Annotated in this window: 12 protein-coding genes and 1 pseudogene; 10 read left to right on the plus strand and 3 right to left on the minus strand. The window is 74.7% G+C overall.

Annotation, left to right across the window (positions count from 1 at the left end; translation table 11 throughout):
• Window positions 1-10: 10 nt before the first annotated feature.
• The 8 genes and pseudogenes from IG78_RS44330 to IG78_RS0128500 form a co-directional block, all read left to right on the plus strand.
• Window positions 11-1,558: pseudogene (locus IG78_RS44330) on the plus strand (condensation domain-containing protein); the annotation flags it as partial.
• Window positions 1,555-4,086: a non-ribosomal peptide synthetase gene (locus IG78_RS52235; protein WP_078968721.1), complete on the plus strand. Its 2,532-nt coding sequence runs from the start codon at window positions 1,555-1,557 to the stop codon at window positions 4,084-4,086. The pseudogene IG78_RS44330 and the gene IG78_RS52235, both read left to right, overlap by 4 nt.
• Entirely contained in the window at window positions 4,083-11,567 is a 7,485-nt protein-coding gene (locus IG78_RS44340) for a non-ribosomal peptide synthetase (RefSeq protein WP_078965938.1), read from the plus strand. Before IG78_RS52235 ends, IG78_RS44340 begins: the two co-directional genes overlap by 4 nt.
• The gene (locus IG78_RS0128480; protein ID WP_030568219.1) at window positions 11,568-12,578 is read left to right on the plus strand and encodes a 3-oxoacyl-[acyl-carrier-protein] synthase III C-terminal domain-containing protein; all 1,011 of its coding nucleotides are present in this window, start codon (window positions 11,568-11,570) and stop codon (window positions 12,576-12,578) included.
• 38 nt (window positions 12,579-12,616) lie between these two features.
• The gene (locus IG78_RS0128485; RefSeq protein WP_030568221.1) at window positions 12,617-12,901 is read left to right on the plus strand and encodes an acyl carrier protein; all 285 of its coding nucleotides are present in this window, start codon (window positions 12,617-12,619) and stop codon (window positions 12,899-12,901) included.
• A complete protein-coding gene (locus IG78_RS0128490) occupies window positions 12,898-14,115 on the plus strand; it encodes an acyl-CoA dehydrogenase family protein (protein WP_225882409.1) in 1,218 nt (405 codons plus the stop codon). The genes IG78_RS0128485 and IG78_RS0128490 overlap by 4 nt, the downstream gene beginning before the upstream one ends.
• A complete protein-coding gene (locus IG78_RS0128495) occupies window positions 14,112-15,188 on the plus strand; it encodes an HAD-IIIC family phosphatase (RefSeq protein WP_051853012.1) in 1,077 nt (358 codons plus the stop codon). The genes IG78_RS0128490 and IG78_RS0128495 overlap by 4 nt, the downstream gene beginning before the upstream one ends.
• A gap of 35 nt (window positions 15,189-15,223) precedes the next feature.
• A complete protein-coding gene (locus IG78_RS0128500; protein ID WP_078965939.1) occupies window positions 15,224-16,198 on the plus strand; it encodes a 3-hydroxyacyl-CoA dehydrogenase family protein in 975 nt (324 codons plus the stop codon).
• 406 nt (window positions 16,199-16,604) lie between these two features.
• Here IG78_RS0128500 and IG78_RS0128505 read toward each other — a convergent pair whose 3' ends face one another.
• Both IG78_RS0128505 and IG78_RS0128510 read right to left on the minus strand, forming a co-directional pair.
• A complete protein-coding gene (locus tag IG78_RS0128505; RefSeq protein ID WP_249926144.1) occupies window positions 16,605-17,309 on the minus strand; it encodes a sigma-70 family RNA polymerase sigma factor in 705 nt (234 codons plus the stop codon).
• A gap of 311 nt (window positions 17,310-17,620) precedes the next feature.
• On the minus strand, window positions 17,621-18,436 hold the full coding sequence (locus IG78_RS0128510; protein ID WP_030568231.1) for a hypothetical protein: 816 nt from the start codon (window positions 18,434-18,436) through the stop codon (window positions 17,621-17,623).
• A gap of 356 nt (window positions 18,437-18,792) precedes the next feature.
• On the opposite strand from IG78_RS0128510, the gene IG78_RS0128515 reads away from it, so the two are divergent.
• The gene (locus tag IG78_RS0128515; RefSeq protein WP_051853013.1) at window positions 18,793-19,998 is read left to right on the plus strand and encodes an MFS transporter; all 1,206 of its coding nucleotides are present in this window, start codon (window positions 18,793-18,795) and stop codon (window positions 19,996-19,998) included.
• Between the two features lie 390 nt (window positions 19,999-20,388).
• Entirely contained in the window at window positions 20,389-21,588 is a 1,200-nt protein-coding gene (locus IG78_RS0128520; protein ID WP_030568235.1) for a hypothetical protein, read from the plus strand.
• A gap of 68 nt (window positions 21,589-21,656) precedes the next feature.
• Here IG78_RS0128520 and IG78_RS0128525 read toward each other — a convergent pair whose 3' ends face one another.
• Window positions 21,657-22,754, minus strand: a complete 1,098-nt coding sequence (locus tag IG78_RS0128525) for an acyl-CoA dehydrogenase family protein (RefSeq protein ID WP_404827842.1) — start codon at window positions 22,752-22,754, stop codon at window positions 21,657-21,659.
• Window positions 22,755-23,083 lie beyond the last annotated feature (329 nt).

Genomic DNA, 23,083 nt, shown 5'->3' on the forward strand with positions numbered 1-23,083 from the left:
CGGAGCGCGGATGTACCGCACCGGGGACCTGGCCCGCCTCACCCCCGACGGCCACCTCCACTACCTGGGCCGCACCGACGACCAGATCAAGATCCGCGGTTTCCGCATCGAACCCGCCGAGATCGAGACCGCCCTCACCACCCACCCCCACATCACCCAGGCCGCCGTCCTCACCAGGAGCGACGGCACCGCGACCCCCTACTTGGCCGCCTACTTCGTCCCCACCGACGGCCACCCCGTGCCGGACCCCGCGCAACTGCGCGCCCACCTGGCCGAGCGACTGCCCGAGTACATGATCCCCACCGCCTGCGTCCCCCTGCCGCGGCTGCCGCTCTCGGCGAACGGCAAGCTCGACCACCAGGCCCTGCCCGCCCCCGACCGCACCACGAGCACGGCGTTCCGGACGCCCCGCACCACCCAGGAGGCAGCCCTCGCCGCCCTGTTCGCGGGCGTGCTCGGGGTCGACAAGGTCGGCATCGACGACAACTTCTTCGACCTGGGCGGGCATTCGCTCCTGGCGACGCGCCTGGTGAACCGGGTGCGTGCCGAGTTGGGCGTGGAGGTTCCCGTACGGGTGGTGTTCGAGGCGGCGACGGTGGCCGGGCTCGCGGAGAGCCTGGGTATGGGGGTGCGGTCGTCCCGCCCGGTGCTGCGGCGGGCCGAGCGGCGGCCGCAGCGGGTGCCGCTGTCGTTCGCGCAGCGCCGTCTGAAGTTCCTCGACGAGCTGGAGCCGCTGCCGACCTACCACCTCCCGTTCGCCGTACGGCTCAGCGGCACCCTGGACGCGGTCGCCCTCGCGGCGGCGCTGCGGGACGTGGTGGTGCGGCACGAGAGCCTGCGCACGCTGTTCGTACCTGACTCTCTGGGCGTGGTGGCCCAGGTGGTGGTGCCCGCTGCCGACGTCACCCTGGACGTGCCGGTGCGGGATGTGGCGCCGGACGCGGTGACCGCCGAGGTGTCCCGTGAGGCCGCCCGCCGCTTCGACCTGTCGGCGGAGATACCGGTGCGGGCCTGCCTGCTGCGGTGCGCCCCGGACGAGCACGTACTGGTCCTTCTCCTGCACCACATCGCCGCCGACGGCGAGTCGATGGCACCGCTGGCCCGCGATCTGAGCACCGCCTACGCCGCCCGGACGCGTGGCGGCCCGCCCTCGTGGGACGAACTCGCGGTGCAGTACGCGGACTACGCGCTGTGGCAGCGGGAGCTGCTGGGGGACGAGGGGGACCCGGAAAGCCTCCTCGCGACGCAGTTGGCCTACTGGCGCGGTGAGTTGGCGGACGTCCCGCAGCCCTTGCGGCTGCCCCTGGACCGGCCGCGGCCGCCCGTCGCCGCGCACCGCGGGGACACCGTGGAGTTCGTCATCGGACCCGAGGTGCACGCGGCGGTGCAGGAGGTGGCGCGCGCCCAGGGGGCCACGGTGCCGATGGTGCTCCAGTCCGCGCTCGTGGTGCTGCTGCGGCTCATGGGCGGCGGTGACGACGTGACGGTCGGGTCCTCCATCGCGGGGCGCACGGACGAGGGGCTCGCGGACCTCGTCGGGTTCTTCGTCAACACGTGGGTGCTGCGGGCGGACCTGTCGGGCAACCCGTCGTTCGCGTCCGTGGTGCGGCAGGTGCGGGGCCCGAGACCGTCGTCACCGGCACCGCCAAGTTCGACCTGCTCTTCCAGGCGGGGGAGTCCTCCCAGTGGGGCGGACAAGGGCTCACCGGACTCGTCGAGTACGCCACCGACCTGTTCGACCGCGACACCGCGGAACATCTCGCGGAGCGCTTCGTACGCCTCGTCGAGGAGTTGGCGACCGGACCGCTGACCCGCGTCGACGGCGTGGACGCGCTGCTGCCCGCCGAGCGGCGACGGCTGCTCCACGACGTCAACGACACGGCCGTGCCCGTACCGGACCTGACGGTGCCCGCCCTCTTCGCGCGGCAGGCCGCCGCGACACCCGACGCCGTCGCGGTGGTCAGCGGCACGGAGACGCTGACCTACCGGGAGCTGGACGCCCGCACCGACCGGCTCGCCCGGCGCCTGGCGCACCGGGGGGTGGGCCCGGAGTCACCCGTCGCCGTGGCCGTACCCAGGTCCTCCGCGTACGTCGTTGCCGTCCTCGCCGTCCTGAAGGCGGGCGGCGTGTATGTGCCGCTGGCCCACGACCACCCGGCCGAACGCCTGGAGTTCATGCTGCGCGACGTGCGGCCTGTGCTGCTGCTCACGACGTCGGCGGTGGCGGCCGACCTGCCTGTGGGCGGCTGCCCGCGGCTGCTCGTCGACGACCCGGACGCGGAGCCGGACGCGGCCGTGGACGCGGGTCCCGTTCCCGGCGTCCGCGTGGGCGGCTCGGTCCGTGCCGCCGTGCGGCCCGATCAGCTCGCGTACGTCATCCACACCTCCGGGTCGACGGGCGTGCCCAAGGGTGCCGGGGTGAGCCACCGGGCCGTCGTCGGTCTCGCCGCGGACCGGAGCTGGCCCGGCGGCGCCCAGGACCGGGTGCTGCTGCACTCGGCGCCGACGTTCGACATCTCCGGCTACGAGCTGTGGGTGCCGCTCCTGAACGGCGGCCGGATCGTGGTGGCACCGCCCGGCGCCCTCGACGTCGACACGCTCGCCGCCGTCATCGCCGAGCAGCGGGTCACCGCGCTGTGCATGTCGGCGGGGCTCTTCGCCGTGCTGGCCGATGCCCGCCCGGAGAGCTTCGCCGGTGTGCGGGAGGCGCTGACCGGCGGTGAGCCGGTGCCCGCGGACGCGGTGGCGCGCGTCCTGCGGGCCTGCCCCGCGACTACGGTGATCAACGCGTACGGGCCGACCGAGGCGACCGTCTTCGCCACCACGCACCGGATCACCGCCGCTTCCGGGGTCGGCGCGGAGGTCCCGGTGGGGCGGCCCATGGACAACACACGTGTGTACGTACTCGACGACCGGCTGCGGCCCGTGCCGACCGGCGTGGAGGGCGAGCTGTACCTCGCGGGGCCGGGCCTGGCACGCGGCTACGCGCACCGGCCCGCGCTCACCGCCGAGCGGTTCGTGGCCTGCCCGTTCGGCGGCGGGCCCGGGGAGCGCATGTACCGGACGGGGGACGTGGTGGCGTGGACGAAGGACGGTGACCTCGTGTTCAAGGCACGCGCCGACGACCAGGTGAAGATCCGCGGGTACCGGGTGGAACCCGGCGAGGTGGAGGCGGCCTTGGTGACGCATCCCGCCGTGGCTCGGGCAGCGGTGGTCGCACGGGAGAGCCCGGGCGGGGCAGGGGGGCGGCAACTGGTGGCGTATGTGGTGCCGGTGGGGGACGGGGGCGCCGAGGGTCTCGACGCCGCCGAAGCCGTCGGCGCCGTCGAGTCCCATGACACCGTCACGGACGAGGGCACCGCCGGGGTGCCGGGTACCGCCGAACCTTCCGGTTCCGCCGAATCTTCCGGTTCCGCCGAATCTTCCGGTTCCGCCGAATCTTCCGGTTCCGCCGAACCTTCCGGTTCCGCCGAACCTTCCGGTTCCGCCGAACCTTCCGGTTCCGCCGAACCTTCCGGTTCCGCTGGGCACCCCGGTTCCGCCGGACACCCCGGTTCCGCCGGACACCCCGGTTCCGCCGGACACCCCGGCTCCGCCGGACACCCCGGCTCCGCCGGACACCCCGGCTCCGCCGCACCCCTCAACCCCGCCGAGGCCGAGCCCCTGCGTGCTCACCTGGCGCGGTGCCTCCCCCCGTACCTGGTGCCCTCACTCTTCGTGTGGCTCGACGAACTGCCGCTCACCGAGAACGGCAAGGTCGACCGGCGGGCCTTGCCGGATCCGCGCGGGCCGGGGGGCCGTGCCGGTGTCCTCGGGGGGGCGCCGCGTACCGCCACCGAGCGCGCGGTCGCCGGGATCTGGGCGGAGCTGCTCGACCGGGACGACATCGGTGTGCACGAGAAGTTCTTCGAGGCAGGCGGGACCTCCCTCTCCCTCCTCACGCTGAGCAGCCGCCTGACCGAACTCGGCGGCCACAAACTGCCGTTGAGCGCGCTCTTCGAGCACACCACGGTCGAGGCGATGGCCGGTCTGGTCGACGACGCGGCCGCCGGTGACACCACTGACGAAATGGGGTTCGAGCTATGACACACCCGAGCCATCCCGCCCCGGAGGCCGTGGCGGTCATCGGGGTGGCCCTGGCCCTGCCCGACGCCGACGACCTGGACACGCTGCACCAGAACCTGCTCGAAGGGCGGAGCAGCATCCGGGAGCCCGACAAGGAACGGGTGCACTACGCCGGGGCGCCCACGGGCATCGACTACCTCAAGATGGGCTACCTGAGCCGGATCGACCTGTTCGACCACCGGTTCTTCGGTCTGTCGCTGCGCGAGGCCGAGCTGATGGACCCGCACCAGCGCATGGCCGCGCAACTCGCCCACCAGGCCTTCGAGAACGCCTGCTACGCGCCAGGGGCCCTGAAGGGTTCCCGCACAGCCGTCGTCCTGAGCGCCCCAGAGCCGCACTACGCGACCCTGTACACCGGGGACGATCCGCAGCAGCTCCTCGGCGCGCACCCGTCCGCGGTCGCCGCGCGCGTCGCCTACCTCTTCGACCTCGCCGGGCCCTCGCTCGTCGTGGACACCGCGTGCAGCAGCAGCCTCACCGCGATCGCCGTCGCCGTGGAGAACCTGCGGAGCGGACAGGCCGACCTGGCGCTCGCGGGCGGCCTCAGCCTCTACCCGGTCATGATCCCCGAGCAGGACCGGGTGCCGATGCTCGGCCTGGAGTCCCCCGACGGCGTCTGCCGTCCCTTCGACGCCCGCGCGGACGGCTCCACCGGCGGCGAGGGCGGCGGGTTCGTCGTCCTCAAGCGGCTGTCCGACGCGCTCGCCGACGGGGACCACATCCACGGCGTCCTGACGGGTATCGCCCTGAACCACAACGGGTTCCGCGCCACCAGCATGAGCGCGCCCAGCGCCCGCGGCCAGGCCGAAGTCATCGTCGAGGCCTGGCGGCAGGCGGGCACACCCCGGCTCGACCACATCGAGTGCCACGGCTCGGGCACCCGGCTCGGCGACGTCATCGAGGCGGAGGGCCTGCGGCAGGCCTTCGCCGACGCGGGCCTCGGCGACGTCTCCGGGAGCAGCGGTGCCGTGACCGGCATCAGCGGTATCAAGGGCAACATCGGGCACCTCAACCACGCCGCCGGCGTCGCGGGTCTCTTCAAGGTCCTGGCCGGGCTGCGGCACGGCACCCGGTACCCCAACCCCAACTTCGAGACGCCCAACCCGCTCATCGACTTCACCGGGCCCGTCCAGGTCGACGCGCGGGCCACGCCCTGGCCGGGCACCGGGAACGGCACACGCCGCGCGGGCATCAGCTCGTTCGGCCTGACGGGCACCAACGTGCACGCCGTCGTCGAGGAGCCGCCCACCCCGGCCGTGGCGGAACCGGAGGCCGCGGAGCCCGACGCCGAACTGGTCACCCTCTCCGCGAAGTCCCCGCAGGCACTCGCCGCCTACGCCGAGCGCGTCGCCGCCTTCCTCGACCGGACCGGACACCCGCTCCCGCAGGTGGCGCACGCCCTGAACCGGGGCCGCGACGACCACCGCCACCGCTGGGCGGGCACCGCACACGACACCCGGGAACTGGCGGACCTGCTGCGCACGGCACACCCCGGCGAGCACGAACCTCCCGCCGCCGCACCCCTGGTGCTGCTCTTCTCCGGCGACGCCGACCTCGGCGACGACACATGGACGGCCCTTGGCGAGGCCTTCCCCCAGCTCACCGAAGCCGAAGCCGACGCCGACGCCGCCGCTGAAGCCGCCGCCGACACCCCCGGCGCCCGCCTCCTCGCCCGGCAGCACGCCGCGTACCGCCTCGCGCGCTCCCTCGGCCTGACCGAGGCCCGGCTCGTCGGCTCCGGCATCGGCAACCTCGTCGTCCGCGGCATCCAGAACCCGGCGACGGCGGCCGAGGCCCGCGAGGCAGCGGCCGAAGCCCCCCTGACCGGCCAGGTCGACGAGGCCGGGCTCCGCCGTGCGGTGCGCAGCCTCGCCGACGAGGGCGCCGTCCTGGTGGAGATGGGCGCCGACGGCACCCTGGCCCGGGAGATCTCCCGCGTCGCCCCCGAACTGCCGCTCGTACGCCTCTTCGCGGACCCCTCCCGCGAGGGCGTGCTCGGTGGCCTCGCCGCGCTCTACTCGTACGGCGTCGACATCGACTGGAGCCGCTACTACGCCGGTGACCGGGTGCGCCGCATCGAGCTGCCCACGTACCCCTTCGACGCCGACGAGGTGTCCTGCTGGTGCCGGCCGCCGGGCGCGCCGCTGCTCACCACGGCGACCGGCACGGCCCCCGCGGCAGTGGAACCGCGGCACCCGCACGCACCCGGGACCGCGAACGGACAGGGCGGCGCCGACACCGAGGAGCAGTTGGCAGCCATCTGGGCACGGGTCCTCAAGGCCGACGAGGTCCGGCCCGACTCCAACTACTTCGAGCTGGGCGGCACCTCGATCGCCGGGATCACCGTGCTGCGCGAGGCCGAATCCCACTTCGGCGTCCACCTCACCTTCGCCGACCTGCACCAGCACCCCACGCTCCGCGGCCTCGCCGCACGCGTCGACGCCATGCGCTCGACGGGGCGGGAGCAGGACGACTGGACGATCACACCGGTCACCCGCCCGGGACCGCTGCCGCTCTCCTTCAACCAGGAGCAGCTCTGGTACCTGGACCGCCTGCAGCCGGGCACCCCGCTCTACAACATCCCCACCAACACGCGCTACGTCGGCGACTTCGACCTGGCCGCGTTCCGCGGCGCGCTGCGTGACGTCGTGGACCGGCACGAGGTGCTGCGCACCCGCATCCTGGACAACGACGGCAGGCCCTACGCCCTCGCCGACCTGACCGAGCCCCGGGTCACCTTCCTCGACCTCGCCGCCCTCCCCGACGCCGAGCGCGTCGCGGAGCTCTCCCGCGCCATGACCGCGGAGGCCACCGAGCCGTTCGACCTGGGCAGCGGCCCGCTCTTCCGCACCGTCGTCGTCAAGATCGGCGTACGGGAGCACGTCGTCCTGCACACCTGGCACCACATCGTCTTCGACGGCTGGGCCCCCGCCGTGTTCTACGGCGAACTCTCCGCCTGCTACACCGCCCGCCGCACGGGCCGCACCGCCGAGCTGCCCGAACTGCCCGTGCAGTACGCGGACTTCGCGGCCTGGCAGCGCACGTGGCTGGACGCCGAGCGGACCGAGCGCGGCCTCGCTTACTGGCGCGGACAGCTCAGCGGCCTCACGGTCCCCGAACTGCCGACCGACCACCCGCGCCCGGCGGTGCAGTCCTACCGCGGCGCCTACGTGAAGTTCGCACTCGACCAGGAACTCGCGAGCCGCATCAGGGAGTTCAGCGTCGGTGAGAGCACGACCAGCTTCGTCACCATGCTCGCCGTGGTCGACGCGGTCCTGCACCTGTGGGCCGGACAGCGGGACGTCGTCGTGGGCGCCGCGACCACCGGCCGGTTCAACCCCGCCACACACGGCCTGATCGGCTACTTCAACAACCTGCTTCCGTTCCGTACGAAGATCGACCCGGACCTCGGGTTCCGGGACCTGGTGGCCCGGTGCGCGACCACCGCGACCGGGGTCCTCGACCACGAGGAGATCCCGTTCGCGAAGATCGTCGCCGACACCGACCACCGCGACCCGTCACGGCACCCGGTGTTCACGGTCTGCTACACCCACCAGAACACCGTCTCGGCCTCCCTCGAACTCGCGGGGCTCACCCCCGAGAGCGTCGGCGATGACCTCTCCGGGGTCTCCGGCGTCGCCCCCGGCACGTCCAAGTTCGACCTCACCTTCGGCCTGTACGACCAGGACGGCGGCCCGATGGCCGGATATCTGGAGTACGCGGTCGACCTCTTCGAGGACGCCACCGCGCACCGGCTCGTCGACCTCTTCCAGGAGATCGCCGCCGCCGTGATGAGCACGCCGGACCGGCCCCTCGCGGAGCTGCTCACGGCCCCCGCGCCGAGCGGCCCTTCCGTCCTCGTCGGCGACCGGCGCGAGTGGGCGGGGACGCGCCTTGTCGCCGAGGCCTTCCAGGAGCACGCGGCGCTGCGCCCCGACGACGTCGCCGTCGTCGACGCCGCGGGCGAGCACACCTTCGCGGAGCTCGACCGGCGCGCGAACCGCCTGGCCCACCGGCTCCTCCCGTACGGCGTCGGCCCCGACACGGCCGTCCCGGTGCTCACGCCCCGCAGCGCCGAGCTCGTGGTCGGCTGGCTCGGCGTCCTGAAGGCGGGCGGCGCCTTCGCCCCGCTCGACCCGGCGGTCCCCGCGGGGCGAAGGCGCTCCATCCTGTCCGGGATCACCGCGCCCGTCCTGGTCCTTGGCGAGGGCATGGCGGCCGAGGACGACAGGGGCATGCCGGTCGTCCGCATCGGCGACGTGGCTGCCGACCCCGCGTACGGCGACACCGCGCCCCCGCAGCGGGCCGGTGCCGCCCACCTCGCTTACGTCGCGCACACCTCGGGCTCCACCGGGCACCCGCACGGCTGCGAGGTCGAGCACGCGGGCCTGCTCAACCTCCTGCACTGGTTCGGTGAGGAGGCGGCCCTCACGGCCGGGGACCGGATCGCCCAGATGGCCGCGCCCGGCTTCGACCTGGCGGTGCTCGAAGTGATGTCGGCCCTCTACCACGGGGCGACTCTCTGCTTCGTACAGGAGGTCCTGCAGACCCCCGAGGTGTTCCTCGGCGTCCTCGCCGAGCACGGCGTCACCGTGGCCGGGCTCCCGACGCCACTGGCCGAGCTGCTGCTCACCGACCTCCCCGAGATACCGGGGCTCGCCCTGCGGTTCCTGCTCACCGGCGGCGAACAGCTCCGGGTCAGGCCTTCGCGGCGGACGCCGTTCACGCTGCTCAACATCTACGGGCCCACGGAGTGCGTGGTCTGCGCCACCGGGGGGCGGGTGGCCGCGGCCGGTACCGCGGGCGCCGGTGCCGCACGGTCCGGTGCCGGGGCGGACCTGCTGCCGGACATCGGGCGGACCATCCCGAACGCCCGCGTGTATCTCCTCGACGCCGCGGGGCGGCCGGTGGCGCTGGGCGAGCAGGGCGAGGTGTACCTCGGCGGCGTGGTGACCGGGCGCGGCTACCACGGCAGGCCGGGCCTGACCGCGTCGCGGTTCGTCGCCGACCCCTTCGCGGACGTACCGGGGGCCCGGATGTACCGCACCGGGGATCTGGCCGCCGTCCGCGCCGACGGCACCCTCGTCTTCCGGGGGCGCACCGACGACCAGCTCGAACTGCGCGGCCACCGGGTGGAACCGGCCGAGATCGAGCGGGCCCTGATGGCACACCCGGGGGTGCGCGAGGCACTCGTCGTCGCCGAGTGGCAGCCCTCGGGGGCACCGCTCCTGGTGGCCCACGTCGCCGGTACGGACGCGCCCGACGAGGCCGAGCTGACCGCGTGGGTGGCGCGGACGCTGCCGGACCACATGGTCCCCGGCCGCGTACTGCACCACGACGACCTGCCCAGGACGAGCCACGGAAAGCTCGACCGCAACCGGATGAGGAAGACGGAGATGCTCGACCGCGACACGAAGCACGAGACGACGGCGGAGTTGTCGGCGGAGACGACTGCACAGATGCCGGGGGAGGCGACGGCACAGATGACCTCACAGATGCCGGGGGAGGCGACGGCACAGACGACGCCACCGGTGCCGGGGCGGACGACGGCACAGTTGTCGGAGGAGAAGAGGGCGCGGATGTCGGCGGAGATGTCGGCGGTCACGACCGCCGTGACGTCGGCGGCGGTCGTCGGCGACGCCGCGCGCGAGGCCGAGCGGATCCTCGGCGGGATATGGGCCGAACTCCTCGGCGTGGCCCGGGTGGCGCCGGGCGACAACTTCTTCCAGATCGGCGGCGACTCGCTCCTGAGCGTGGGCATCGCGTCCCGAGCCACCCGCGCCGGACTGCCCCTCACCCCGCACGACGTCCTGAGCCACCCGACCCTGCGCGAGCTCGCCGTCCTCGCCGCCGGGGCCGCGGGAACCGTGCCCCGGCCCGCCACCACCGGCACCGCGACGGCGCCCGCCGCGACCGCGGCACCGGGCGCGGGCAGCACCGCGGGTACCGCTCCGGCCACCACCGTGACCGCCACGGTGACGGTGCCCGACGAGCCCGTGCCGCCCGCCCCGCTGGTGCACGCCCTGCTCACCGACTCACCGGACGGCGCGAAGGACTTCGTCACCCCCCTGATCCTGGAGACGGCCCCCGGCATCCGCGCCGACGCGGTGCGCGCGGCGTTCGAGCGCCTCGTCGAGCTCCAGGAGCCGCTGCGCTACCGGTTCCGGCACAACAGCCTCGGCTGGCGCATCGACTGCGTGGAGCGGGAGAGCGCCCGGATCGTGGACGCCAAGGTCCTGCCGCCGCTCGACGAGGACCAGTTGCACGCCTGGCTCACCGCCGACCTGGACGATCTTGTCGCCGCCGTCGACCTCGACCGCGGTCCCGTCCTGCGAGCCAGGTTCTACGACCGCGGCGCCGACCTGCCGGGCGTCGTCCTCATGGTCGTCCACCACTTCGTCTCCGACTCCACCTCGCTGGTGCCGCTGATGGAGGACCTCGACGCCGCACTCGCGGGCCGGGCACCGACCGCGCCGCGCAAGGCCGCCTGGCGGGAGTGGACCCACCTGCTGCGCGCCATGGCCACCTCCGACGAGGTCGCGGGCGAACTCCCGTACTGGAAGGGCATCCTGGGCGCCGCGGCCGACGCCCGACCCGTGCCCGAGAACGCCGCCGACGGCGCGCCGGCGGGCCTGGTGCGCCGCACCCTCGACGGGGGCCTGGTCGGCTCGCAGCTCACCGAGAACGGCCCCGCGGGCCAGCACGCGGCCCTCGCCGCCGTCGCCGTGGCCTGGTCGCGGTGGCGCGGCGAGCCGGGCGCCTTCCTGAGCACCGTCGGCATGGGCTCCGCGCCGAACGCGCTGTGGAACGGCGACCGGACCGAGTCGATGGGCTGGTTCACCCACATGTTCCCGGCGTACCTGCGCGTCGCGCCGGGCGCCGGTGCGGCCGAGACCCTGCCCGTCGCCGCGGCGGCGCTGCGGTCCGTGCCCAACGACGGCATCGGCTACGGCGTCCTGCGCCACCTCAGCCCGACCGGCCCCGAGGTCGAGGCGATCCGCGCGCTGCCGGAGCCGCAGGTCCTCGTCGAGCACGTGGCCAGCGGCAACGACGGCCTCACCAAGCTGGGCGGCGCCTCCATCAGGCCCCGCCCGATGACCCTGGTGACCCTGCCCGACTCGCTGCTCGGCCAGGTGCCGATCGTCGTCGAGACCCATGTGCGGGGCGGGGTGCTCGAACTGGGCGTGGTGCACCGCGGCTCGATCGCCGCCGCGGACATGGAGGCCTTCGCCGACCACCTCGTCGAGGCGTTCGCCGAGTACGCGACAGGCCCCGCCTCCGCCTCCGCCGAGGCGCCCACCGAGCCCGCCGCTCCCGCCGAGGCGCCCACCGAGCCCGCCGCTCCCGCCGAGGCCCCCACCGCGCCCGCCGCCTCCGCCTCAGCCGAAGCAGCCACCGGCACCTCCGCCGACCCCACCGCCGACACCGACGGGGGCCGCTGAATGGCCACGGCCGCCGCCCTCAAGGCAGTCGCCTGCCACCAGCCCGAGAGCGTGCTGCGCGTCGCCGAACTGCCGGGACTCGACGGCCTCGGCGACGCCGAGCGGGAGACCTGCGCGCAGCTCGGCATCGACGAGGTCCGCGCCGACGACTCGCTGTCCGCGTTCGATCTCGCCGCCCGCGCATCCCAGCGGGCCCTGGCCGACGCGCGGCTCACCGCGGACGATCTCGGCGCGATCGTCCTCATCGACGCCCGCGCGCCGGAGACCCTGATGACGTCCGCCGCCACCCGGCTGCAGGCGCTCATCGGCGCGAAGCGGGCGGTGACGTTCTCCGTGGGCGGCCTCGGCTGCGTCTCCCTGACTCCGGCGCTGCTCGCCGCCCGCGGACTGCTCGCGGCCGACCCGGACCTGGACCACGTCCTGGTGGCGCACGGCAGCAAACCGCCGACACCGCTGCGCTACCGGCACCCGGTGACCGTGAGCGGCGACGGCGGCGCGGCGGCGATCGTCTCCCGGAGCGGGCCCGTACGGATACGCGACATCGTCCAGGAGACCAACGGCGACTACTGGGACCTCTTCCACGTCGACTACCGGGACCGGCCCACCGGCGAGTGGCGCGAGGAGTGCCGGGACATCCCCGGCTACTCCTTCCGGCTCGCCGTGGAGACCCGCAACCAACTGCGCGACCTGTACCGGCGCCTCCTGGAGCGCAATCACCTGCGGCCCGAGGACATCGACTGCCACCTCAGCCACAACCTGTCCACGGGCGCCTTCCGGTTCACCGAGGAGGCCCTCGACATCAAGATCGCTTCGTCCTGCTACGACAACCTCCGGCAGTACGGGCACCTCGGCCCGAACGACGTCCTGCTGAACCTGCACACCGAACGGGAACGCGGCGGCCTCCACGACGGCGAACGCGCGGTGCTCCTGAGCGCGAGCCCGGTCGCCGCGTGGAGCCTGCTGCTCGTGGAGACCGGCGAGGGCGGCACCGCGCAGACCCACTACCTGTGACCGCAACCACGGGACCGAAGGGACTCAAGGGAGATCGCATGGGAACACCGAACAACGCCGACGCGCTCACCGGGCCGGTCGTGACGAAGGAGCTGAGCGAGTTCCTCACCGCGAACCTGGGGCAGGAACTGGCGCCCGACGACGACTACTTCACGATGGGCCTCGTGAACTCGCTCTTCGCGATGGAGCTCGTGACCTTCGTCGAGCGGCAGTACGGCATAGAGGTCCAGGTCGAGGACCTCGACCTGGACAACTTCCGCTCCCTCGGCAGGCTGCGCGACTTCGTCCTCGCCAAGACCGCGCACCGCGGCGCGGCGGCGTGAGCAGCACCGCGCGTCCGGCCGCCGCCGACCTGGACACCCTGGGCGCGGACCTCGCCCGATCCCTGCGCGAGGACGCCGCCGCCTGGGACGCCGAGGGAGAGCTGCCCGCCGAGGTCAGGCTCGCGGTGGCACAGGCCGGGCTGCTCGCGGCGGAGCTGCCGCGGGACCACGGCGGGCTCGGCGCGTCCCCCGCCCAACTCGGGGAGCTGTGCGCCCGGCTTGGCGGGGTGTGCTCATCGCTGCGCGGCCTTGTCACCGTACAGAGCATGGTGGCGGCGGCACTGCTGCGCTGGGGTACCGCACAGCAGCGTGAGCGGTGGCTGCCCGGCCTCGCGCGGGGCGAGCTGATCGCCGCCTTCGCCGCCACGGAGACGGAGGCGGGCAGCGACCTGGCGGCGGTCGGCACGGCCGTCGAGGAGCACGGCGACGAGCTCGTCGTGACCGGTGAGAAGCGCTGGATCACCTTCGGCGAGATCGCGGACGTGTTCCTGGTCCTCGGGGTGTCCGGCACCGCGGGCGGGCGCCCGGCCGCGGTGCTCGTGGAGGGCGACCGCCCAGGTGTCGTACGGGAGCCGGTGCGCGGCCAGCTCGGCATGCGGGCGGCGCAGTTGGCGCACGTACGGTTCGACCGGGTCCGGGTGCCGCGGGCGAACGCGGTGGCTCCGGCAGGGTTCGGTCTGTCGCACGTGGTGGCCGGAGCCCTCGACCACGGCAGGTTCACGGTCGCCTGGGGCTGTGTCGGGATGGCCGAGGCCTGTCTGCGCGAGGCCGCCGGGCACGCCGTGCGGCGCAGCCAGGGCGGCGTCGCGCTCGCCGAGCACCAGCAGGTGCGCTCGCTGCTCGCCCGCGCGGTGGTGGACAGCAGGGCCGCACGCGAACTGTGCCTGCGGGCCGCGCGACTGCGGGAGCGAGGCGAACCCGACGCCATCGCGGAGACCGTCGCCGCCAAGTACGCGGCGGCCGCCGCGGCGTCCTCGGTGGCCGGGAACGCGGTCCAGGTCCTCGGCGCGGCGGGCTGCGCCCCGGACAGCACGGTGGGCCGCTTCTACCGGGACGCCAAGATCATGGAAATCATCGAGGGTTCGGCGCAGGTGTGCGAGCTGCACATCGCCGACCACCTGCTGCGCGCCCACGGCCACCGGCAGGCCCCGCGGCCCCGGCCGCGGGCCGGGCAGCGGCCTCGGGGAGCCCAAGAGAACGGGGAGGCGCGATGACGCAGCAGAAGGTGTCGCGGCAGAAGGTGTCGCGGCAGAAGGTGTCGCGGCAGAAGGTGAAGTGCCTGGTGTGGGACCTCGACGACACCTTGTGGGACGGCGTCGTCCTCGAAGGCGACGAGCCGGTCCCCTTCGAGGCCGCGGTGAAGGCCCTGCACAGCCTGGACCAGCGGGGCGTCCTGCACGCCGTGGCCAGCCGCGGCGAGCACCACATCGCCGCGGGCCACCTGGCGGCGCAGGGCCTCGACGACCTGTTCACCGTCCTGGAGGTGAGCTGGGGCGCCAAGTCGGCGGCCGTCGAACGGATCGCCGCCGAGCTGAACATCGGACTCGACACCATCGCCTTCATCGACAACGACGCGGTGGAGCGGGCCGAGGTGGCCGCCGCGCTGCCCGCCGTACGGTGCTACGCCGCCGACGCGGTGGGCGAACTCGCCGCGTACGAGGAATTCTCGCCGGAGTTCGTCACGGACGAGTCCGCTCAGCGCCGCCGCCTCTACCGCACCGAGCGCCGCCGCAAGGACGCCGAGACCGAACACACCGGCCCGCCCGCGGAGTTCCTCGCCTCCCTCGGCCTGGTCCTCACGGTCCGGCGGGCCACCGGGGCCGACCTCGCGCGGGCGCACGAGCTGACGGTGCGCACGCACCAGCTCAACACCACGGGCCGCACCTTCGACCTGGAGGAGCTGCGGCGGCTGTGCGCGGACCCCGGGCACGAGGTGATCGTCGCGAGCCTGGAGGACCGCTTCGGCTCGTACGGCACCATCGGCCTCGCGGTCACCGCGCTCCGCGACGGGGCGACGGTGCTCGAACTGCTCCTGATGTCCTGCCGGGTGATGTCCCGCGGCGCCGGGGCCGTCCTCATCGACCACATCGTCGCCGAGTCCCTGGCCGCGGGCCGCCGCCCGGTCGCCGAGTTCGTCCCCACCGACGTCAACCGGCAGATGCTGGTGACCCTGCGCTTCAGCGGCTTCGCCGTCGTGGAGGACACCGGTGAGCGGGTGGTCCTGGCCATCGACCCGGACGACCCGCCGCCCGTCCGCAAGCACCCCGTGCGGGTGGTCACCGCGTGAAGGGCCCCCGACGAGAACAGGACAGGAAGCAGCAGATGAACGAGCCAAACAGCGCACGCGCGGAAGCCGGTGCGTCCGGTGCGCCCGATGTGGCCGGTGCGTCCGGTGCGTCCGGTGCGTCCGGTGCGTCCGGTGTGGCCGGTGTGGCCGGTGTGGCCGGTGTGATCGGTGTCGTCGGCGCGGGCACGATGGGCACCGGCATCGCCCAGTGCCTCGCCGAGGCCGGACACCGTGTGATCGTGGTCGACCCCGAGGAGGCGGCACTGGCCACCGCCCCGGCCCGGCTGCGCGACGGCATCCGCCTCGCCAGGATGTTCCGCAAGCGGCCCGCGGCCGTACCGATGGACGCGGCCCTGGACGCGGTCACCTGGGCGCGGCGTCCGCAGGAGCTGGCCGACGCGCGGTTCGTGCTCGAATGCGCGCCGGAGCGCATCCCGCTGAAGGAGAAGGTGTTCCGCGAACTCGACGAGGTGTGCCCGCCCGACGCCGTGTTCGCCACGGTGACCTCGGCGATCCCGGTGGAGCGGCTCGCCGCGCACACGGGCAGACCGCGGCGGGTACTCGGCATGCACTTCATGAACCCGGCGCCGCTGAAGGAGGCGGTGGAGGTGATCCGGGGCCCGCGGACCGCGGACGAGACCCTGGACACCGCCCTCGCCCTGCTCGCGGGCATCGGCAAGACCGGCATCGTCGTCTCGGACGCGCCCGGCTTCGTCTCCAACCGGATCCTGATGCTCACGATCAACGAGGCGGCCACGGTGGTGCAGCAGGGCACCGCGGACCCGGCCACCGTCGACCGGATCTTCCAGGACTGCTTCGGACACACCATGGGCCCGCTCGCCACCGGCGACCTCATCGGCCTCGACACCATCGTCGACACCCTGTACGTCCTCCTCGAATGCACCGGGGACGAACGCTTTCAGCCCTGCGGCAAGCTGCGCGAGATGGTCGCCGAGGGCCACGTCGGCCGCAAGTCCGGCCACGGCTTCCACCGCTACGGCACCTCGTAGCGGGCGGCGGGGTGCCCCTCCCAGGGGCGCGGGGAACGCCGCGGCGAGCCACAACGATGCCGCAGACGCGTCTGCGGCTTTTCTTGGGCTGAGCGCGCAGTTCCTCGCGCCCCTTGCGGGGCGGTGTGAGCACCCCCTAGGGGCGCGGGGAACGGCGCGGCGAGCCACGACGATGTCGCGGACGCGTGTGCATGCTTGCTGGGCAGACGCGTCTGCGGCTTTTCTTGGGCTGAGCGCGCAGTTCCTCGCGCCCCTTGCGGGGCGGTGTGAGCAGCCCCTAGGGGCGCGGGGAACGGCGCGGCGAGCCACGACGAAGTCGCGGACGCGTGTGCACAGTTGCTCGGCAGACGCGTCTGCGGCTTGTCGCGCGCTGAGCGCGCAGTTCCCCGCGCCCCTTGCGGGGCGGTCAGGCCGCGGCCAGGGCTTCGATGAGGGTGGCCCGCGCCCGCGCCACGCGGGAGCGCACCGTGCCGACGGGACAACCGATGGCGGCGGCCGCCTCCGCGTAGGGCTGCTGGAGCAACTGCGTGAGCACGAACGCCTCGCGCCGCTCGGCCGGTATCGCGTCGAGGAGTTCGGCGAGCGCGATGCCGTCGTCGAAGCCCGGCAGACCGCGCGGCTGCGCCTGCTCGGCGGCGGTCTGCCAGTCGTCGCGGTCCGAGAGCTGGGGCCGCGCGGCGGCGTGCCGCAGGCTGTCGACGACGGTGCGCCGCGCGATGGACAGCAGCCAGGTCCGCGCCGACGACCGCCCCTCGAACCGGTGCAGGCTGCCGAGCGCGCGCAGGAACGTGTCCTGCGCGAGGTCGTCGGCGGCCTGCGGATCGGCGCTGAGGTGCGCGACGTAGCGCAGCACGTCGCGGTGCAGGGCGCGTACGAAGCGCTCCACGGCTTCGGGATCGCCGTCGCGGGCGGCGAGAGCGAGCCGCGTCACGGGTTCGTCGGCGGCGTCGGTGCGGCGGGTGCGTGCCGGGGCGCCGGACGCAGCTTGAACGGTGCTCGCGGTGCTCGCGGTGCTCGCGGTGCTCGCGGTGCTCGCGGTGCTCGCGGTGCTCGCGGTGCTCGCGGTGCTCGCGGTCTTCTGGGTAGGAGGTGCCGTCAGGGCAGGAATCATCGCCTGGTGTCCTTCTGGAGTCCGGAGGAGCTCGGGATCCGGCCGCGCGCGGGCGTGGCCGGGGCGGTGTCGTTCGGCCCGGCGGCGTCGAGTGCGGTCGCGCTCCTCGACGAGCCGTGCGGGCCGTGGCAGTCCCGGCGCGCGGGCGCACGGCAGGGCGCGGAGCGGCGGCAGGGCACGGCAGCACATGGCGCGGGCCTGCGGCGCCGTGCCGTGTGCGGAGGAAGAGAGCCGTACCGAGCCGTGCGAGCGCCGTGCGGCGGTCGTGGCGGGCCGGGGAAGAACCGGCTGCCGGCCGACAGCGGTCTTTGTCAGCCGACAGCGATCCCGAGGGGCGGACCCCTGGACGTGATGGCGTACACGAGCAGCAGCCGCCGCGCGTTGCGAGCGCCGAAGTCACGGCGCGGGCGCAGGCGCGGCCGGTGCGGAGGCTGCGGAAGCCGCAGCGCGAGCCGCAGGGGCGCGACGATCCAGCCCGCGACGGCACGGCCCACGCGGAACGCGGCACGTTCGCCGTACGCGAGCCACAGACCGCACAGGAGCGCGGCGAGCAGATGCGCGGCAAGCATGCCGAACGGGGACATGCCGCCCATGTCATGGCCTGCGTGCATGCCCGCCATGTCGTGGGCGCCGACCGCGTGCGAGCCCGCCCCGAACCCACCGTCGGGGGTTCCCGACGCGATCGTCTCCTGCATGCCCATGGAGTGCTGGGTGTGCCCGGGCGGCGGCCCTGTCAGCCGGTCCGCGAGGCCCGCGTCGGTGACGGCGCGCACCGCGTCCGCCTCCGACATGGTCCCCGGACCCGCCGCCCCGCACAGCAGATGGCGCGCCCACTCCTGTGCGAGCGACGCACCGCCGGACGGCGCCTGGTGCAGGGCCTGGGCCAGCGAGAACCAGGTGTGCAGCGCCGCCTGGGTCACGACGGACGCGGCGGTGACGACGAGGACGCCGCGTTCGCGCCCGGCCAGGAGCCAGGCGCCCGCGAAGGTCGTGACGGCCGCGCCGGGCAGCGCCCACCAGGGCAGCGGCGTACTGGACATGAGTGCGTGGCCGGTGCCCGCGAGCAGCACACAGGCGGCCGCGAACACCGCAGCCCGTACCGCGCGACAGCTTCGGCCCCCAGTCATGGCGGCCTCATCTTTGCATCCGACCCGCGGCGACAGCGGCCGGGTCCGTAATGTTCCGCCGCCGACGCGGGGGTGTGGCCCGGGTCACGAAGACCGCCGGGAACCAGCGGGGGCGCGCATCCGACTCCTGCGACGGCCTGTTCGGCGGTACGGGATGTATCCGTGCGTACGGTGATGGTTCGGGTGTACGGGACTTGGCGGGGGGCGGGTGCATGGATCCGGAGGGTGAGAGCGGCGGTGCCGGAGCGGGTGCCGGGGCCGGGGCCGGGGGCGGTGCGGACGCGCAGGCGACCGGGGCCCCGCCGCCGCCCTCGCCACCGGCCTCGTCACCGTCACCGCCACCGGCGGAGGGGGCGATGGCAATGGCGGGCGCCTCGGTGCCCACCGCCCTCCTCACCTGCGCCATGGCCTTCTCCATGCTCCAGTTGTTCCTCCTGGGGGCGCTCGGACCGCGTCTGGTGGACGAGTTGGATATCTCACCCACCGTCCTCGGCCTGACCACGACGATCGGCTTCGGCACCGCCGCGGTCCTCTCACCGGTGGGCGGCAGGATCGTCGACCGGGTGGGCCCGCGCCGCGCCCTGGCCGCGCTGCTGCTGCTCTCGGCCGCGGCGCTCGCGCTGATCGGCGCCGCTCCCGGGGCGGGCTTCCTGCTGGCGGCGGTGGCCCTGGGCGGGCTGCCGCAGGCGCTCGCCAACCCGGCGACGAACAAGGCGATCCTGGCCGCGGTGGAACCCGCGCGCCGGGGCGCGGTCACCGGTATGAAGCAGTCCGGCGTCCAACTGGGCGCGTTCGCCGCGGGCCTGCCGCTCGCGGCGCTCGCGTCCGGGATCGGCTGGCGGGGGGCGGTGTGGACGGCGGCGGGCGCGGCGGTGGTGACGGCGGTGTGGGCGCTGCGGACGCTGCCCGCGGACCCGCGGACGGACCCGTCCGCCCGTACCGGCGCCGGGCCCGCCGCCGCTCTGGTCCCACGGGGCGCCATCGCCTGGCTGACGGCCTTCTCCCTGCTCCTGGGCTGCGGTATCGCGTCCGTGAACACGTACCTCGCGCTGTACGGGGCCCACCGCCTGGATCTGGGGTCCGGCGCGGCGGGTGCGTTGGTCGCGGTGCTCGGGGTGGCCGGGGTGGTGGGCCGCGTGGCCTGGTCGAGGGCGGCCACGCCCGGACGTGCGGAGTGGCTGCCTGGCGGGCTCGCGGCGGGCGCGGTGGGGGCGGCGCTGCTGCTTGCCGGGGCGACCGCGGTGGGGCCACTCGTCTGGCCCGGGGCGGTGGCGGTGGGCGTGTTCGCGGTGTCGGCCAACGCGGTGTCCATGGTCCTGGTCATGCAGCGCGCGGCCCCCGGCCGCGCGGGCCAGGACTCCGCCCTGGTCTCGGCAGGCTTCTTCACCGGTTTCGCAGCGGGCCCACCCCTGTTCGGCCTCCTCGCCACGGCGGGCCACTACGGATGGGGGTGGACCCTGGTGGCCACGGAGTTCGCCGCGGCGGGCGCGGTGGGGTTGGGGTGGGCGGTACGAGAGCGGGGGCGGCTCCCGAGCGGGGGTGTTGGCGTGCGGGGCGGTTAGGGGGCGGGGGTGCGAGCGGGGTGAGTACCGGTGCCCGCGCACCCAGCCGGGGCGCAAGCCGCAAGTCGCGTCCGCGGGTTTTCTGGGGCTGAGCGCGCCGTTCCTCGCGCCCCTGGCGGGGTGCCCCGCAAGGGGCGCGGGGAACTGCGCGGCCAGCCATCGACAAGTCGCGGTCGCGTCTGCGGGGTTTTCGGCAGTCGCGTCCGCGGGTTTTCTGGGGGCTGAGCGCGCCGTTCCTCGCGCCCCTGGCGGGGTGCCCCGCAAGGGGCGCGGGGAACTGCGCGGCCAGCCATCGACAAGGGGGGGAACGGGAAGTGTTGGAGGTCCGGGTGCGCAGGGGTGCCGGGGGCGTCGGGCGCGTCGGTGGCGTGCGGAGTCAGGGAGGACGGGGTGGGTGGCGGGTGGAGCGGGGTGGCGTTGGGCGCCGTGCTCGGGCGGGTCGCCGTCAGCCTGGGTGAGGTGGGGGCGCGGTTCCCGCTGTCCGCCGATCCCGGCACCGGCACGTGGACGACGACCCGGCGCGGTTCCTGGACCGGCGGCTTCTGGGCGGGACTGCTGTGGCTGCGGGCCAGGCACACCGGCGCGGTGGCCGACCGGGCCGCAGCCGAGGCATGCACGGCCCGGCTCGCCGACTGGGCCGGTGCCGACACCGCGACGCGCGGTCTGATCCTCTGGTACGGCACCGCACTCGCCCCGGACTCCGGGCCCGAGAGGCGGCTCCGCGACCACGCGGCACGCACCTGCCTCACCGCGTACGACCCCGAACTGGGCCTCGTCCCCTGGGGCGCGGCGTTCGGCGGCCCCCGCACGCTGGCCCGCGCGGACGCCGTACCGGGTCTGGTCCGGCTCCTCGCGTCGGCGGGCCCGCACGGCAGGGAGGCGGCGATGTCCCATCTGTACCGGCACTTGGACCTCTGCCTCGGGGCCGAGGAGCCCGCGCCCGGGCAGGACGAAGCGCCCGCCCCGGCACCGCTGCGCGCGTCGGCCTGGCGGCACGACCCCAGCACCGGCTGGCACCCGCTCACCGACCCACCCCCGGGCTGGAGCCGCGGCCGGGCCTGGCTGCTGCTCGCCGTCGCCGACGCGCTGACACTGCCAGGGGGCACCGCCGGGGCGGCCGGGACCGCCGGGACCGTCGAGGGCCTCGCACGGCTGCGCGCGGCGGCGAGACACCTGGGGGCACCACTCGACACCGCCCCGCCGCCCTCGGGGTCCGCGCCCGACGCGCCCACGCCCGCCCCGCCACCCCTCGTCCCGTCCGCCGACGAGGCGCACCCCGGCGGGCCGGTGGACACCTCCGCCGCGGCCATCACCGCCGTCGCCCTGCTCAAGCTCGCCTCCCTGCCCGGCGGCGAGGACTGTGGGCGCCGGGCGGAAGCCGTCCTCCGCCGTCTGGTCACCGCGCACCTGAGCGACGGCGGCGGCGACGGCGGCAGTGGCAGCGGGCGGCCGCCGGCCGGCATGTTGCTCGACGGGTGCCACGACGCCACGACCGGGACCGCCGTGCGGCACGAACTCGTCTGGGGCGACTTCTTCCTGGCCCTCGGCCTCGCCGCGCTGACGGGCCTGGTGGACCCGCGCGACGTATGACGCGGAATGACGCGGAATGACACGGACGTACGTGAGTGCGCGCCGGGGGGCGGGAAAGCACGCGGCCGTCAGACGTACCCGCGCAGCACCCGCCGCGCCACCGACGTGATGTGCAACTCGTCGGGACCGTCCAGGATGCGGGCCGCCCGCCCCGTACGCAGCAGCGCGGGCAGCGCGGTGTCGGGGCCGAGCCCGGCGGCGCCGTGCACCTGGATCGCGGCGTCCACGACCTGCTGGAGGGTGCGTGCCGCCGCGACCTTGGCGAGCCCCACCTCGACGTGGGCGTCGGCACCCGCGGCGAGCAGCGCCACCGCCTCGTGCACCAGCGGACGCGCCGTACGCAGCGCGAGCAGCGACTCGAAGACATGGGCCTGCACGAGTTGGTGGTCACGGAGCGGGCCGCGGACCCCGGTGCGGGTCGCCGCGCGGGCGGCCATCAGGTCGAAGGCCCGCTGTGCCTGCCCCAGCCAGCGCAGACACCGCAACGTCCGCCCGAGCTGCAACCGCTCCCCGGCGACGGCGAGAGCGGCACCGCGCTCGCCCACGAGCCGGTCGCCGGGCACCCGTACGTCCTCGAACGCGATCTCCCACTGCCCGCCCGCGCCGCTCGCCCCCAGGACGGGCAGTTCGCGTACGACGCGGAAACCGGGCGCCGAGGTGGGCACCAGGAAGAGGGACAGGCCACCGCGGTCCGGCGGCGCGCCGTCGGTGCGGGCGAGCACGGTCACGAGGTCGGCGCCCGCCGCGCCGGAGGTGAACCACTTGCGGCCGGTGAGGCGCCAACTCCCGTCCGGGCGGGCGGTCGCGCGGGTCGTGGTGCGGACGGGGTCCGTGCCGGGTACGTCGGGCTCGGTCATGGCGAAACAGGTGCGGAGGTCGCCCGTGACCAGGCGGGGCAGCCACTCCTCGCGGATGCGCGGGGTGCCGTGCCGGCGCAGCATCAGGACGTCGAGGAGGGGCGCGGAGCCGAGCGCGGCGGGCCCGTGGTCGCTGGCACCCTCCGCCTCCGCGTACGCGGCGTACCGCGCCAGACCGAGCCCCTGCCCGCCGAGTTCGGCAGGCAGCGGCAACGCCCACAGCCCCGCCCGCCGCGCACGCTCCTGCAACCCCCGAAGCACGGCATCGGCCTCCGGCCCACCGGCGTCCAGAACGTCCTCACACGGCATGACGTGATCACGCAGGAAGGCGGAGACCCGGTCCCGGAGCCGATCGGGACCAGGGCGGGCACCGGTGCCGTCCGCCACGGTCCCGCACACCCCGCTACCGTCCCCGCCGGAGCCGGAGCCGGAGCCGGAGCCGGAGCCGGAGCCGGAGCCGGAGCCGGAGTCACAGCCACAGGCCCCGCCCACGCTCCCGCATCCCACGTGCCCCGCGCCGTCCTCCCCCTCGCCCGGCCCCGACACCGCTCCCACCGATCCCTGCGCCCCGCCCACCGCATGCACCGCTTCCACCGCATCCACCGCTTCCACCAGTTCCTCCCGTTCGCCGGGAACCC

The organism is Streptomyces aureocirculatus (assembly GCF_000720475.1).
GTDB lineage: Bacteria > Actinomycetota > Actinomycetes > Streptomycetales > Streptomycetaceae > Streptomyces > Streptomyces aureocirculatus.

What these genes read in the sequence shown, in the direction of transcription:
- IG78_RS44340 (WP_078965938.1), top strand. Translation starts at nt 4,083, where the DNA reads ATGACACACCCGAGCCATCCCGCCCCGGAGGCCGTGGCGGTCATCGGG.
- IG78_RS0128480 (WP_030568219.1), top strand. Translation starts at nt 11,568, where the DNA reads ATGGCCACGGCCGCCGCCCTCAAGGCAGTCGCCTGCCACCAGCCCGAG.
- IG78_RS0128485 (WP_030568221.1), top strand. Translation starts at nt 12,617, where the DNA reads ATGGGAACACCGAACAACGCCGACGCGCTCACCGGGCCGGTCGTGACG.
- IG78_RS0128495 (WP_051853012.1), top strand. Translation starts at nt 14,112, where the DNA reads ATGACGCAGCAGAAGGTGTCGCGGCAGAAGGTGTCGCGGCAGAAGGTG.
- IG78_RS0128500 (WP_078965939.1), top strand. Translation starts at nt 15,224, where the DNA reads ATGAACGAGCCAAACAGCGCACGCGCGGAAGCCGGTGCGTCCGGTGCG.
- IG78_RS0128505 (WP_249926144.1), bottom strand. Translation starts at nt 17,309, where the DNA reads ATGATTCCTGCCCTGACGGCACCTCCTACCCAGAAGACCGCGAGCACC.
- IG78_RS0128510 (WP_030568231.1), bottom strand. Translation starts at nt 18,436, where the DNA reads ATGACTGGGGGCCGAAGCTGTCGCGCGGTACGGGCTGCGGTGTTCGCG.
- IG78_RS0128515 (WP_051853013.1), top strand. Translation starts at nt 18,793, where the DNA reads ATGGCAATGGCGGGCGCCTCGGTGCCCACCGCCCTCCTCACCTGCGCC.
- IG78_RS0128525 (WP_404827842.1), bottom strand. Translation starts at nt 22,754, where the DNA reads ATGCCGTGTGAGGACGTTCTGGACGCCGGTGGGCCGGAGGCCGATGCC.